This is a genomic window from Phytohabitans kaempferiae (genome assembly GCF_042433955.1).
Taxonomy (GTDB): domain Bacteria; phylum Actinomycetota; class Actinomycetes; order Mycobacteriales; family Micromonosporaceae; genus Phytohabitans; species Phytohabitans kaempferiae.
On the sequence record NZ_JBHLUH010000007.1, the window covers coordinates 48,406 to 62,616 of the forward strand.

Genomic DNA, 14,211 nt, shown 5'->3' on the forward strand with positions numbered 1-14,211 from the left:
GCCGCCTTCCTCCTGTCTTGACCTTCTCCCTGTGTCAGGGTTTTAGCGTGCCGCCATGAGTTGCGCTGACCGTCGCTCGGCGGCCCGGCTGACGGGCATGCTGCTGTTGATTTCGTTGTTGGCCATGCTCGCTGGCGTGGCCGTCGTCGTGCCATCGGGGTTGACCCTGAATCCGGCCGATCCCGGCGCCGTGTTGGCGGTGGTGAACGCCCGGGTCGCGTGGCATCTGATCGGGTTGGGTCTCGATGTCGTCGGCTGGCTCGCCCTACTCGCGGCCGGGCTCGCGATGACCGCCCGCCCCACCGGCCCCAGGTCGCACCTGGTGACGCTCGCCGGCGGGCTGCTGGCCTGCGCCGGCTTGGCGGGTCTGCTGCACGACGCCGGAAACCTCGCGTTGACCCAGTTGGCCGCCGATCCCACCGATCCGTCGACCGCCATCGTGGCCCGCGCAGTGCTCCTCACTGCCAAGTGGGCTGTCAACCTGGCCGGACTGCTCTGGGTCGCCGCGACCGTGACGACCGCGCTCGGCGTACCGCTGCCCACCGCGCTTCGCCGCACCGGCCTGATCGCCGCGGCCTCCGGCCTCGCCGCGGTTCTGCTGCCATGGACCACCGGGATCGACGGCCCGTCGGCAACGCTGGAACAGCTCGGCTACGGCCTGCACCTGCCGGTCATGCTTTGGTACGGCGTGCTGGGCTGGTACTGGTGGACGGCAGGGCGCCCCTTCCGGAACCCACCTGCGGCGGGCCTAGACGTCGTACGCGTCGGCGATGGCGTTTAGCACGGACGGTTCGAGCTGGTATGCGACCAGCAGGGAGTTTGTCCACTTGCCGGCCGCCAGGGCGGTCGCGGCGAGCCGCACGGCACGGGCCGTCTCGCCGGCGTCCGCGCATTCGGCCGCCAGCGCCGCCAGGGCCTGGCTCCGTTCATCGGGATCCGGGATCTTCTGGATCTGCACCTCGGCGGCCGCGAAGTCGGCAGTCGCCCCCGAGGTGAGGGCTCGTTGGGGCGGCTGGTTCATGCCCGCCGCGGCGAGGAGGTCCTCGCCCGCCTTGACCAGTTCCTTCGACTCGGCGGCGGCGCGCAGCAGCGCACCTGAGCGGAGGTGGTCGCCGGAGAGCGCGGCGACCGACGCGAGGTCCTCTGTCGCTTGGCGCCGTTCATGCTCGTTTCGGATCGACAACGCCAGACGTTCGATGGCTGCGAGCAGGCCGTGCTCGACGTCGACATGGCCGGCGAACACCAGGCGCCGGGCGAGAGCTGTCAACTCGGCGGTGACCCTGGGCACCGCCCAGGTGCGGTCGGAAAGGTCTTTGAGAGCGTCGACCGAGCGGGCTGCCTCGACACCGAGCGCGTACGCCCGGCCGTGGTCGCCCCCGGCGGCAGCCGAGTCCGCCAGAGCCGTCAAGGCCCTGGCGCGCTCGTGGTGCCCGGGAATCGGACGCACCACGCTGAGGGCCAAGTCGTGGTCTCCCTCGGCGGCGATGGCCAACGCGATCTCGCGCAACGCCTCGGCGTGGTAGTAGGAGGCGTTGATGGTGTGCGCCAGCGAGACGGCACTGGTCGAGTCACCGGCGACCGCGGTCGTACGAGCGAGCTCGACCATCACCTGGTCGCGGCTGTTAGGCCCGTGGATCTGCTCGGCGGCCGACCGGGCCGCACCGGCCATTGCCCGGGCGTGACGACCGTCGCCCGTGTCGATGGCGGCCACGGCGAGTTCGATCAGGGAGCGTGCCCGGATCTCGGGGTCGGTGATGCTGACGGCCGCCTTCTCCCCCACCGGGAGTTGCCGCGCCGCGACGGCCAGGCGCACGACCTCCCGGAGCGGTTCGTTGAGGGGCGCGAGGATCCGGGCGCGCGCGACGGGCTCGTCGGTTGAGGCCGCGGTCCGCTCGGCGGCGGCGGCCAGGTCTGCTGCCCGCCCGAAGTCGCGAGTGCGGGCCCATGCCGTCATCGCGCTGGCGTACGCGCTGACGCGGTCCGTGGGGTCCGAGATCGAACGGGCGATCGCCTCGCCCTTGGTCAGGATCGCGGCCGTGTCGCCGTGCGCTGTCCGGGCGGCGTACCCACACAGCTCGGCCACGACCAGGGCGAGCGCGCCGTCCCGTTCCAGGGCGGTCTGGATGCGCCGGGCGAACGCCTCCGCCCGTTCGGCGTCGCCCGCGGCGGCCGCCGCGCGCGCGACCTGACGCCACGCGGCCGGAACCAGCAGCGAATCGGTGACCTGCGCCGCGAGCGGCTCCGCCTGCCGGTAGTGGCCGAGGCCGGCCAGGACCGACACCAGGTCGACGATGGCCCTCCCGCGGCCCCAGCCTTCGGGGACGGCGCGGGCGTGCGGCTCGGCCGCGGCCGCGATGAGGCGGGCCCGGCCTGGATCGCTGGCCGCCAGCGCCCGGGCGAGGCCGGTCAACGCCGCAGCTTGTTCCATCGGGTTGGCGATCCGTCGTGCCACGTCCTCGGCCGCTGTGGCGAGACGCATGGCGTCGGCCTGTCGACCCTTGGCCCGCGCCAGCTCTGCCAGCCCGGTCAGCGCCTCGGCCTTTCGATCCGGCTCCGGGATGGCCCCGGCGATGCCTTCGCCATGGTCGAAACGGCCCAGACCCGCCATCACGGTCGCGGCCTGGGCCAGGACGGCGCAACGCTCGTCGCTTCTGGCGATCGCCACCGCGGCTGCCTTCACCTCCTCGGCCAGCGCGTCGACGAGGCTGTGGTTGCCGGCTGCGGCCGCGGCGCCGACCGTCTCGACGAGGGCGAGGCAGCGCACGCTCCCCGAGGTCGACTCGCGGGCCTGCGCCGCGGCGTCGTCCAGCCACCCGGATGCCCGGTCCGGCTGGCCCGCGGCAGCGGCCACGCGGACGAGTTGGACCAGGAGGCGGAGCCGGACCGGACGGCTGACGACGTCGGGAAGCAGCCGCGCGGCGGCGTCCGCCCACGCGGAGGCCTGGTCCGTCGCTCCGGCGTCGGCGCCCACCTGGGCCATCCCGGCCAAGGCCAGTGCCCTCGGCTCGGCTCGGTCGAGCGTGTCGGCCAGCGCCGCCGCCCGGTCGTACTCGCCCAGTCCGGCCGCGTCCACCGCCAGCGCGGTCACCGTGTCGCTCCGCGTGTGCGGCACCGGGATGGCTGCCGCTGTGGCGTCGGCCCGGGCCCGGTGGCCGAGGGAAGCGGAGACCTGTGCGAGCTCGGCCAGCGCGCCGCCCTGGCCGTACTGGTTGGGATTGGCGTTCGCGGCGGTCACGGCGGCGTCCAGAAGCTCAGCCACCGCTGGCGGCGGGGCTGCCCTGCCGACGGTACGCAGCAACGCGGTGAGCGCCTTCGCGACGAGGTTCACGTCATCGACGGCGTCGATCGCCTGGCGCACCTCGGCCACGGCCACCGGGCTGGTATGAACCCCGGCGCGCAGCACGCTGGTCAGCGCCACCGCCCGCCAGTACGGATCGCCGATGCTCCGGGCCACCGCCGCGCCCCGGGCCACGGCGCCGGCGTCGGTCAGCGCGCCGGCGACGTCGGCCAGTGCTCGTGCCGCCCAGTACGCGTCGGTGACGCGCCGCGCCACCTGCTCCGCGAGTTCGAATCGGCCGTGCCGCGCCGCCGTACGGGCCACTCGCGCGCTGGCCTCGGCGGCATGCCGCGGATCGGCGATGGTGTCCGCGATCGCCACCGCGCGTTCGTGCTCACCGAGCAGCGCCACGGCCTCCGCCAGGTCACGTTGGGCCTCGGCTCGGTCGCGGGGCGACGTGATGCCGCCGGCCGCCGCCTCGGCGATCGGGAGCAGCGCCGCCGCGTGGTCGGCGTCGACGGTGCCCGCCCAGGCGGTGAGCAGGTCGGTCATCGCGCGGGTCTGGCGTTCCGGGCTCGACATCCCCCGTACGAGGGCCTCGGCTCGGGCAGGCAGGTGAAGGCGGGCCCAGATCGCCGGCAACCGCACCGGGATGTTGGCGTTACGCATGGCCAGCTGGTCTCGGTGTACGGCGAGTGCGGCCGCCGCAGGGAGGTCCGGCGGCTCCGCGGCGAGCACCATGCCCTGCGCGATGCCGATCTCGGCGAACGCGTTCGCGTCACCGCCGGTGACGTCGAGCATCCGTTCGTGGCGCCGGCCGTCGGTCGCGTAGGAGACCAGCCGGTCGCGGTCGCGTTCGTCTTGCAGCATCCGGGAGTAGCCGCGCAGCAGGTACAAGGGCGTATGCGCCGGCCATCCGATCTGCCGGTAGTGGTCGGCCCAACCATGGATCCGGGCCCGGTACTCTCCGCGCAGCCGTGCCCCGAGCCGTTCGATGGCCTCCTGCCGAAGCGTCTCGTGCGCCAGCAGGAAGACACGGCGGGCGTCCCCACCCGTGGCATCGGCGCGGCCCGCGACGGTGCGCCCGAACAGGCCGCCCAACATACCGTCCAGCTCGAAGCGCGGATGCCCGGTCAACTCCTCGAGCTCGTCCAGGCTCAGGCCGCCGCCGCAGGCGGTGATCAGTCCCAGCACGTCCCGGTGCGCCGGCGGGCCGGCCAGCAACTCGGTCAACTCGAGCCGGGCCCGGTCCGCCACCTCCAGCGCGTACGGCGATGGGTCCAGCTTCCGGATCCGGCACCGGCGCAACGGGTGGTCGGCCGGTACGTCGTTCGGGATTGGCGGGTTCGGGCGGCCAGAGACGATTACCCGCAGCCCGCCGTCCACCGACTTGGGTAGCAGCGAAGCGATGCTCGGCAGGCCCGAGCCCGGCGCCGTCCCACGGTCCTCGTCGAGGCCGTCGACTACGAGCACCAGGCGGCGACCGGCCGCGGCGGCCCGCGCGGATGCGGTGCGCAACAACGCCCGGCGCTGGCCATCTCGCGCGGACGGGGTCAGCACGGGCGGCAACGTCTCACCAGACAACAGCGCCAACTGCTCCAACAGCGCATCGGTGAACGCGGCGCTGTCGCCCTGCGCGGCCAGCCGGGCGGTGACGAAGAACGAGAGGACGTCAACGCCTGGCGGCGGGTTGAGCACGAACGTCGACATCAGCGCCGACTTGCCGGCCCAGGGACCGGCCTGCCACCAGACGTACGGCTCGTCGCCGAGGCAGAACGCGGCCAGCTCCGCCAATTCGGCGCCGCGCTCGACCAACCCGCCGGCCGGGGCGATGTCGCGTACCTGCTCGACGTAACCGGATCGGGTCAGCCAGCCGGCCGGAGGTGGCACCGCGTCCGGCAACCGCGCCGGGTCGGCGAGGCCGAGCAGCCTCGCGAACAGCTGCGGCGCCGGTGCCAGCGCGAGGCAGCGGTCGATCCGGGTCGCGCTGAGCCGGCCCAGCCCTTCCCTGCGGTGATGCTCGGCGACGACGCCGACGATGCGGTTGTCCGCCCAAACCGCCGCGCCGGACATCGCCTCCCACGGGGACACGTCCTGATCGGGATCTTCGGCCGGCGCGGGCACAGTGATCTCCAGCGTGCCCCCACGCCGGTTGGACAGCACCGATACGGTGCCGTGGGCCGAATGGAGCTCCCGGTGGATCCGGCCATCGGACCGGCGGCGTTGCTTCCAGCGCGGAAACCCGGCCAGGCGTACGTCGAGCACCGCGTCCCGGTCGCCGAGTCCGGCGTACTCGACGGTGTCCACCAAGGCGTGCTCTGCCGGCGGGTCGATGGCCAACACGGCGACGTCCGCCTCGTCCAGGCCACACGCGACGGTCGCCGATGCCGTCCACTGGGTGGGCCGGTCGGCGTCGAACCTGACCTGGATCGTCTCGGCATCCGCCACAAGGTGGGCGGCGGTGAGCACCGTCGTACCCGTCACCCGGTATCCGGAGCCGCGCCGCTGCGGCCGGCCCCGAAGGGTGACGATCACCTCGGCGATGCGGCCCGGATCCAGACCACGCGTCGGCGCGAACGAGAGTGCTGCGATGCCCGTCATAGCTCGATCCGTCCGGGCGGCCTCAGTCCTCGCCCGGCAGCGCGTCTCCGCCGATCACGGCTGGCCTGTCCGGCTCGTCCGGCCGTATCGGGCGCATGGACAGCCGGATCGTCTGCGTGGACGTGGCCGCGCGCTTGGCCGTGGTGCCGGCATCGAGCACCCACAGGCGCGCCTTCACGCCGGGCTCCCTGGACCGCTCCACCGCGACGCTCAACTCCAGCTCGACAGACTCGGCGACGAACCGGATGTCGCTGTGCTCGCCGGCCCACATCGCCCGGCTGAGGTCATGACGCAGCTGCCAGATCAGATCCGCCAGCTCAACCGCGTCATCCACCATCTGCTCCATTCCGGACAGTGCTTCGCGCCCATCATCGCGCCACCCCGGCACGGCCGGCATAGCGACAGTCCGCAATACGACAGGTTTCGAAGATCCGCCGTCGGGCCCGGAGCGCACTCAGGGCTGAGGCTGCCTGTGTGTAGAACCAAAGCGACGGTGCGCCGGCCATGGCCCGGCTCGGGCTGTCACAGGCTTGTGTGAGGATCGTCGCCGTGACTGGATGGATCTACAACGATCGTCCTGAGGGCGTCAGGTTCCTGGCCGAGCGGATCGCGGAGCCGGGTCGTGGGGATATCGAGGACGAGATCTGGGGCTGGATCGTGCGTGGCCAGGATGCCGCCGATGAGTTCGTGGATTTCTTCGACGTGGAGGAGCAGCGCCACGGGGCCACCGACGAGGAACTGCGGGCGGCCTTCATGAAGGCACTGGCCGCTCGGCGCCGGCAGCAGCGGGAGTGGGGTGAAGTGCGCGGCACCCTCCGAGGGCTGTCCGCTCGCTGATGCGTCCTCGCTGCCCTTCGGGCAGTTGGTCGGCGTGGCTGCGGACGTGCCGGCCGAGGGCAATCTCGAGGGCGGTGGCTGCGTCGCTTGGGCCCTCGACGTCGGTCACGGTCACGCGATGAAGCGCGGTGGCTGGCCGAAGCGACTCGGGAATGTGGGCGCCGTACTCCTGCACCCATACGACCTGCTCGCCGACTAACCTGAGGCCCGACTCGACGCTGGGTACAGGAGGGGGCCCGCCGACGGGTGGCCGGCTCGCCCCCGCCCCGGGTTCTCCGGCCGGGTCAAGGCTCGCCACAGGCGACCCCGAAGCGGCTCGGCCTTGGCGCGGCCGGAGGTTCTCGGGCAGCCGTCCCGGCGCCCGACCGAGGAGATCCCGCCGGGGTGACCGACCCTCCCCCGCGCCGCTGGCTGCGCGCGACCCGCGGACCATGTGCCGATCTTCAGACCATCAGGCCAGCGCGGTGAGCGCGCGCCGGGCGTAGGCGCGCACGTCGGCGTCGCCGTCGGCACTGGCGGCCGCCCGCAGCACCGCTGCCACGTCGTCGCGGTCAGCCCACCGCGCGAGCGCCTTCACCGCCGCTCGCCGCACATCGTGGTTGCGGTCCGCGACCGCGCGCAGCAGTGGCTCCACCGCGACGGCGGGGGCAGCCGCCAGGCCCGTCGCCGCCCCTTCGCGTACCTGCCACGCAGGATCGTCGAGCGCGGCCACGGCGACCTCGGTGAGCGTGCCCGCGCAGCCCACCGCGCCGGCGGCGGACAGCGCGGCCGCACGCACCAGAGGGTCGGGGTCGCGAGCCAGTCGCAGCAGGTCGGATACGCCGCTGGGCGAGCCGATACGCCCGAGCCCGTGCGCGACGGCGACGCGTACCGCGCGGGACGGGTCGGCGGCGGCGGTGGCGAGCGGACCCGCCGCGTCGAGCCGGACGAGGCCGCTGATCGCGGCGAGCCGGACGCTGGCGTCCGCGTCGGCGAGCCCGGTGGCGAAGTCGTCCACGGCGCCGGCGCCGGTCACCCGCAGCAGTTCGAGGACGACGGCGCGTACGGCCGGGTCGGGGCTCGCGCGGTGTGCGCGCAACGCGGGTGCCAGAGCGTCGGGCAGGACGTCGGCCAGTTCGCGCAGCGCGGCGACCGCCGCCGCCCGCACGCCAGCGGAGACGTCGGCGAGTACCCCGACCAGCGCCTCGGGCCCGCCATCCGGTGTGAACTCGGTGAGCACGGCGACGGCGGCGCGGCGTACACCGTCGTCCGGGTCGGACAGGTACGGCGCCACCTCGGCCAGGCTCGGCTGCTCCTCGGCCAGGCGCAGCACCGAGAGCAGCCGGCCGCTCGCGACCGGCCGCGGCCCCCTCGCCACGCCCTCCACAGCGGAGGCACTGACCGTGGTGAGCACCGGCTGCACCACCACGTGCGGCTCGAACGCCGCCGGTTGCGGCGCGAACTCCGGGACAGGCACCACGTAGGGTGCCACCGGGCGCCTCAGGAACTCCATCTTCCCGGCTGAGTCGCGGCGCAGGTTGAGGTGACAGAACCACTCGGCGTCATCGCGCTCCGGCAGGTCGGCCCGGTCGTGGTAGAGCCCCCAGCGGCTCTCCGCGCGCACCAGCGACGCACGGGCGGCCATCTCGGCGCAGTCCCGGATGAACGACACCTCCACGCAGCGCATCAGCTCGTGCGGCGTGCGTGCCCCGAGCGCCGCGATCTCGCCGCGCATCCGCTCGAACGACTCGATCGCGATGTGCAGCTTCGCCGCCGTCTTCGCCGGCGCGACGTAGTCGTTCACGAAGCGGCGCAGCTTGTACTCCACCTGCTGCTGCGGCAGGCCGTCCGGGTTGGACAGCGGCCGGTAGACCAGCGCGTGTGCCTCGGCGATCTGGTCCTCCGGAAGCGAAGCTGAGGGCTCGAAGGCGCCTGCGGCGTGCGTGCCGGCCAGCTCGCCGAAGACGAACGCACCGATCATGTAGTTGTGCGGCACACAGGCGAGGTCGCCGGCGGCGTACAGGCCTGGCACCGTCGTGGCGCCGTGCTGGTCGACCCACACGCCTGACGCCGAGTGCCCGCCGCACAGCCCGATCTCGGAGATGTGCATCTCCACGTCGTGGGTGCGGTAATCGTGCCCCCGCCCAGAGTGGAACGTGCCGCGGGTGGGGCGCTCGGTGGTGTGCAGGATGTTCTCCAGCGCGCTGATCGTCTCGTCCGGCAGGTGGGTCAGCTTGAGGTAGATGGGGCCGCGAGCGGAGGCGATCTCCCGGGCGACCTCGGCCATCATCTGCCCGGACCAGTAGTCGCAGTCGACAAACCGCTCGCCCCGGTTGTTGACCTGGTAGCCGCCGAACGGGTTGGCGACGTACGCGCACGCTGGCCCGTTGTAGTCCTTGATGAGCGGGTTGATCTGGAAGCACTCGATGCCGGAGAGCTCGGCGCCGGCGTGGTACGCCATCGCGTAACCGTCTCCGGCGTTGGTCGGGTTCTCGTACGTGCCGTACAGGTAGCCGCTGGCCGGCAGGCCCAACCTTCCACAGGCGCCGGTCGCGAGGATGACCGCGCCCGCGGCTACCGTCACGAACTCGCCCGTGCGGGTATGCAGGCCGGCCACTCCCACCGCCCGCCCGTCCCGGGTGAGAACACGCACGGGCATGACGCGGTTTTCGATGCGGATCCGCTCGCGCATGCGGCGCTCGCGCAGCACCCGGTAGAGCACCTTCTTGATGTCCCGCCCCTCGGGCATGGGCAGCACGTAGCTGCCGGAGCGGTGCACGCGGCGGACCGCGTACTCGCCGTACTCGTCCTTCTCGAACTTGACGCCGTATCGCTCAAGCCGGCGCACCATGTCGTACCCGCGCGTGGCGGTCTGGTAGACGGTGTGCTGGTTGACGATGCCGTCGTTGGCGCGGGTGATCTCCGCGACGTACTCCTCCGGGGTGGCCTTGCCAGGGATCACGGCGTTGTTGACGCCATCCATGCCCATGGCCAACGCCCCGGAGTGGCGCACGTGTGCCTTCTCCAGCAGGAGCACCCGCGCACCGGCCTCGGCCGCGGCGATGGCCGCCATTGTGCCGGCGGTGCCTCCGCCCACCACGAGCACGTCGCAGCTCAGCTCCAGCCGGTCGGTCAGCGAGGGAGTGAACAATGGAGACACCCTTCAGGACAGTGCGGCCAGGACGCGGTTGCGCGCCGCCGCCACCTCCGGCGCGTCGCGGGCATCCATGTCACGCGGGTACGGGACGTCGACGAGTTCGCGTACGCCGTCCGGGGCCAGCACGGCCACCCGGTCGCCGAGTAGTACGGCCTCGTCGACATCGTGGGTGACGAAGACGACGGTGGCCGGCGTGGTGGCGAGCACGTCGACCAGCAGCCGCTGCATCGCGGCGCGGGTGTGTGCGTCGAGGGCGCCGAACGGCTCGTCCATCAGCACCGCCCGGGGCGAGCCGGCGAGCGTACGGGCGAGTTGCACCCGCTGCCGCATGCCGCCGGAGAGCTGGCCGGGCAGACGCCGTTCCTGACCGGCGAGGCCGACCCGGGCCAGCCAGTCGTCCGCGCGAGCGCGGCGCTCGGCCCGGGCAGTGCCGCGGATGGCCAGCGGCAGCTCGACGTTGCGGCGCGCGGTGCGCCATGGCAGCAGGGCGTCGTCCTGGAAGACCAGGGCCCGGTCGGATGACGGGCCGCGCACGGGTACGCCGTCGGCGAGGATCGTGCCGGCCCGGGGCGGCAGCAGGCCGGCGAGCGCGCGCAGCACGGTCGACTTGCCGCACCCGGATGCCCCGGCCACGACGAGGACCTCGCCGGGCTTGACGTCGAGGTCGAGCCCACGCACGACCGGCCCGCGATCGTAGCCGAGGTCGACGGCGTCCATCCGTAGCGGGATCATCGCGACCGCCTCCGGTCGCGCGCCGGCAGCCAGCGGGTGGCCCGCCGCCCGGCGAGTTCCACGAGGCCGGACGTGACCCACCCGAGGACGCCGATGGTGGCCATGCCGACCAGGACCCCGGGGTAGTCGACGATCGTGTAGGACTGCCAGGTGCGGTAGCCGATGCCGAAGTCACCGGAGATCATCTCGGCGGAGATGACGCAGATCCAGGCGACGCCCATGCCGACCGAGAGGCCGCCGAAGACGCCGGGCAGGATGCCCGGCAGCACCACGTTGAGCAGCACCCGGCCGCGGCTGCCGCCCATGGTGCGCACCGCGTCCTCCCACACCATCGGCAGTGCGCGCACGGCGTGCCGGGTGCTGACCAGGATCGGATAGAACGCGGCGGTGAACGTGATGAACACGATGCCCTGCTCGTTGGTGGGGAACAGCAGGATCGCCACCGGCACCAGCGCGATCGCTGGGATCGGGCGGAGCACTTCGAACAGCGGCTGCGCCAGGTCGGCCAGGACGCGGGAGCGGGCCACGGCGATGCCGGTCGCGACGCCCGCGATGGTGGCCAGGGCGAAGCCGGACAGGATGCGGACGAGGCTCTGCGCGATGTCCAGGTAGTACTGTCCACTCGCGAGGTGGTGGCCGAGCGAGTCGGCGAGCTCGGTGAGCGTGGGCAGCCGGTCGAAGCGGACGCCGAGGTTGACGTCAGCGGCGGTGACCCACTGCCACAGGGCGAGCGCCGCCGCCAGCGAACCGCCGCGCACCAGCCACCGTAGCCAGGTCGGATACCGCCGGCGGGCGGGCCCGGGTGCCGGGCGGCTGGGCGCCTCCTCGGCGGTGCCGGCCAGTGTGAGCGTGCTCATGCCGACCGCACCGCCTCGCCGTAGGGTACGACCGCTGCGCCCGTGTGGGAGTCCACGTAGGACGCGGCGGCCGAGGCGGTGGCGAAGGGCTTGAGCCGCTCCCCCTCCGGTGCCTTCGGATCCCGCACCCACACCGACTTGTCCGCGAACCACCGGGTGCCGGTGGTGGCGTCCGGCACGTACACCGCCCGAGGGGCGGTGCCCAAGGCCCGCACCGCGCGGAGGGCGCAGGTTGGTGTGGCCGCCGGTTGGGTCGCTTCGGCACCGGCCGGCCACACCTCGCTGGCGAGCGCGGAGTCTTCCACCGGCCGGCCGCACGCCTTGTCGGTACCGGTGATGGCGGCGGGGTTGGTCGTGGTGGCCGAGTCGCGGTCCAGGTCGGCGCCGTACACGGCGCGCAGGTGGCTGTCGTCGACGAAGGCGGACAGGTCGACGTTCTGCAGTACCCCGATCGAGGTGAGGAACGGGATGTCCTGCTCCAAGGCCGCGCGCAGCACCGGCTTGAGCGTGAGGTCGAAGGTGGCGATGCCGTTGGGTCCGTTGTAGAGGTAGACGACCTCGGGTGGCAGGCCGGTGGCGTCGGCGACGATCCGCGCGGCGGCCAGGGGCTCCTTGTGGAGGTAGGTGGTGGCGTCGAGCTGGGCGCGGAGGAACGCCCGCACCACGTCTGTGTGGTCGGTGGCGTATCGCTCGCGGACGACCGTGCCGTGCAGGGTGGGCACGCCGAGCGCGCCACCGTCGTAGAGCAGGGTCGCCTGTCCACGGTGGACGAGCAGCCCGGGCCAGGCGACGAACTGGGAGAGCGCTGCCACCGCCCCCGACTCCAGGGCCGAGGCGCCGACCTGCGGCTGCTGGTTTTCCGTCTTGAAGTCTCGCTCGGGGTCGACGCCGGCCTTGCGGGCAGCCTGCACGAGCAGGCCGTGCCCGGCCGATCCGACACTGGTGGAGACGGTGCGTCCCGTCAAGTCGGCCAGGGAGCGGACCGGTGAGCCGGGTGCCACGACGATGCTGTTGAGGGCGCCCCGCACGTTGTACCCGGTGACGGCCACCAGCTTGGTGTGCGTCTCGGCGTCCTGCTGGCCGCGGGCGGCGTTGATGAGCAACGGGTAGTCGCCCATCGAGCCGATGTCTATCTTCCCGGCCATCATCTGGGCGGTGATGGGCGCTCCGGTGTCGTAGTCCTGCCACGTGACGGCGTACCGCTTGCCCGTCTGCCGACCCAGCTCCTCCAGGCGCTTCTCGAAGTACCCCTGTGCGCGCAGCAGCGTACCGGCGGTGACGGTGTTGATGGTCTTCGACTGGTATCCGACGACGACCCGTTCGGCGTCGGTGTCGGTGGCCCCCGCGACCGAGCAGCCGGCCGGGACGACCACGAGTATGGCGGCCAGCGCCGTGAAAGCGCGCACGCGATGCATTCCTCTCACCTCAGCAGGTAGGGCATGTTGATGGTCACGGCACCGGTCGGGCATCGGGCGGCACACGGCCCGCAGTACCAGCACTCGTCGACGTGCATGTACGCCTTGTCGGTCTGCGGGTCGATGGCGAGCGAGTCGAGCGGGCAGACGTCCACGCAGAGGGTGCAGCCGTCGATGCAGAGGCTTTCGTCGATCGTCACCGGTACGTCGACCCGGTGGTTCACCAGTGCCATGGCAGGAGCCTCCTCAGGTGGTCGCGGAGTCGCGGCGGAGCTGGCCGTGCATGGTGACCCGATCGCCCCGGAACCGGACCCACTCCAGGTCGACGGGACGGCCGTCGGCGAGGTGGGTGAGGCGTTCAACCATGAGCAGCGCGGCGCGGTCCACTGTGTCCAAAAGCGCGGCCGTGTGCCGGTCGGCGTTGACCGCCTCAACGGAGATGTCCGCAGCGCCCAGCGGCTGGCCGGCGGTCTGTTCGATGAGGACGAAGATGTCGCGGCGGGCGAGGTCCGCGTCCATGAGGGGCTCGCCTATGTCGCGGGGCAGGTAGGTCAGGTCGAGGGAGAGCGGGAGCCCGTCGAGGTGCCGGACCCGTTCGACGTACACGACCGGCTCCTCCGGCGCGAGCCGCAGCCGCCGCGCGACGGCCGAGGGCGCCCGGGCCAGCGCCACGGTCCGCACCTCGTTGGTGATCTCGCCATGCTCGTGCAGCGTCTCGGCCAGCCCCATCAGGCGATGCAGCCCGTGCGGGTACTTGCCGGTGACGACGGTGGTGCCGATGCCCGGCACCCGCTCGACCAGGCCCTCACCGACCAGGAGTGCCAGAGCCTCGCGGACCGTGTTGCGCGAGACGCCGAACTCCCGGCAGAGCTGGCCCTCGCGGGGCAGTTGCCCACGCGGGAACGCCGCGGCGAGCACCTGGTGGCGCAGCACGTCGGCGACCTGGCGGGCGCCGTCGGCGCGCCGCCGCCGCGCCTCGCTCAGTGTCAGACCCATCGCCCCTCCAGATGGCTCGATCGGACCCGGCCGGCCCGGTCCCGCGTACCCTATAAAGCAGGTGGGAATAGTGGGAAGAGAATCGGCGATGCGCCACCTCCGCGACCCACAAAAGCCGAGTTGACCTGCACAGATGCACACCTACCCCGACCATTGCGCCACATCCTCAGTCCACATTTCAGGACAGCACCGGGTTGTGGCGACCACCGGGCGCGGCGATAGGGGGTCACCACGACCGACGAGCCGAGGGAGGCCAACGCCGTCGACGCGGCGTTGGCGGCCGATGGCCAGGCCCGGGTCAGTTGGGCGCGCTCAGCGGCGGCTGACGGCGTGCGGGGACCAGGGCTGCCCTGCCGCACG

The 14,211-nt window shown here is 72.6% G+C and carries 11 protein-coding genes; 3 read left to right on the forward strand and 8 right to left on the reverse strand.

The window, feature by feature from the left end:
- Positions 1 to 55 precede the first annotated feature (55 nt).
- Positions 56 to 781, forward strand: coding sequence for a hypothetical protein (locus tag ACFFIA_RS05940; RefSeq protein ID WP_377246624.1), 726 nt, complete (start codon positions 56 to 58; stop codon positions 779 to 781).
- On the opposite strand, the gene ACFFIA_RS05945 is transcribed toward ACFFIA_RS05940, so the two are convergent.
- Positions 749 to 5,878, reverse strand: a complete 5,130-nt coding sequence (locus tag ACFFIA_RS05945; protein ID WP_377246626.1) for a trypsin-like peptidase domain-containing protein — start codon at positions 5,876 to 5,878, stop codon at positions 749 to 751. The two genes, ACFFIA_RS05940 and ACFFIA_RS05945, sit on opposite strands and share 33 nt — an antisense overlap.
- A gap of 22 nt (positions 5,879 to 5,900) precedes the next feature.
- Positions 5,901 to 6,224, reverse strand: a complete 324-nt coding sequence (locus ACFFIA_RS05950; protein WP_377246629.1) for a trypco2 family protein — start codon at positions 6,222 to 6,224, stop codon at positions 5,901 to 5,903.
- 158 nt (positions 6,225 to 6,382) lie between these two features.
- Between ACFFIA_RS05950 and ACFFIA_RS05955 the strand changes: the two genes are divergently transcribed.
- The gene (locus ACFFIA_RS05955; protein ID WP_377246632.1) at positions 6,383 to 6,715 is read left to right on the forward strand and encodes a hypothetical protein; all 333 of its coding nucleotides are present in this window, start codon (positions 6,383 to 6,385) and stop codon (positions 6,713 to 6,715) included.
- 34 nt (positions 6,716 to 6,749) lie between these two features.
- Positions 6,750 to 6,914 carry a hypothetical protein gene (locus tag ACFFIA_RS05960; RefSeq protein ID WP_377246635.1) on the forward strand — a complete coding sequence of 55 codons (165 nt, stop codon included), beginning with the start codon at positions 6,750 to 6,752 and terminating at the stop codon, positions 6,912 to 6,914.
- Positions 6,915 to 7,166: 252 nt separating this feature from the next.
- On the opposite strand, the gene ACFFIA_RS05965 is transcribed toward ACFFIA_RS05960, so the two are convergent.
- From ACFFIA_RS05965 to ACFFIA_RS05990, 6 genes are read right to left on the reverse strand one after another with little or no spacing between them, the layout of a single operon-like run.
- Positions 7,167 to 9,845 (reverse strand): fumarate reductase/succinate dehydrogenase flavoprotein subunit, encoded by a 2,679-nt coding sequence (locus tag ACFFIA_RS05965; RefSeq protein ID WP_377246638.1) that lies wholly within the window; start codon positions 9,843 to 9,845, stop codon positions 7,167 to 7,169.
- A gap of 12 nt (positions 9,846 to 9,857) precedes the next feature.
- On the reverse strand, positions 9,858 to 10,583 hold the full coding sequence (locus ACFFIA_RS05970; RefSeq protein WP_377246641.1) for an ABC transporter ATP-binding protein: 726 nt from the start codon (positions 10,581 to 10,583) through the stop codon (positions 9,858 to 9,860).
- A complete protein-coding gene (locus ACFFIA_RS05975; RefSeq protein ID WP_377246644.1) occupies positions 10,580 to 11,440 on the reverse strand; it encodes an ABC transporter permease in 861 nt (286 codons plus the stop codon). The genes ACFFIA_RS05970 and ACFFIA_RS05975 overlap by 4 nt, the downstream gene beginning before the upstream one ends.
- Positions 11,437 to 12,846, reverse strand: coding sequence for an ABC transporter substrate-binding protein (locus tag ACFFIA_RS05980; RefSeq protein ID WP_377246647.1), 1,410 nt, complete (start codon positions 12,844 to 12,846; stop codon positions 11,437 to 11,439). The genes ACFFIA_RS05975 and ACFFIA_RS05980 overlap by 4 nt, the downstream gene beginning before the upstream one ends.
- Before the next feature lie 14 nt (positions 12,847 to 12,860).
- On the reverse strand, positions 12,861 to 13,088 hold the full coding sequence (locus ACFFIA_RS05985; RefSeq protein ID WP_377246650.1) for a 4Fe-4S dicluster domain-containing protein: 228 nt from the start codon (positions 13,086 to 13,088) through the stop codon (positions 12,861 to 12,863).
- A 13-nt stretch (positions 13,089 to 13,101) separates the two neighbouring features.
- Positions 13,102 to 13,851, reverse strand: coding sequence for a GntR family transcriptional regulator (locus ACFFIA_RS05990; protein ID WP_377246653.1), 750 nt, complete (start codon positions 13,849 to 13,851; stop codon positions 13,102 to 13,104).
- Between the last annotated feature and the right edge of the window lie 360 nt (positions 13,852 to 14,211).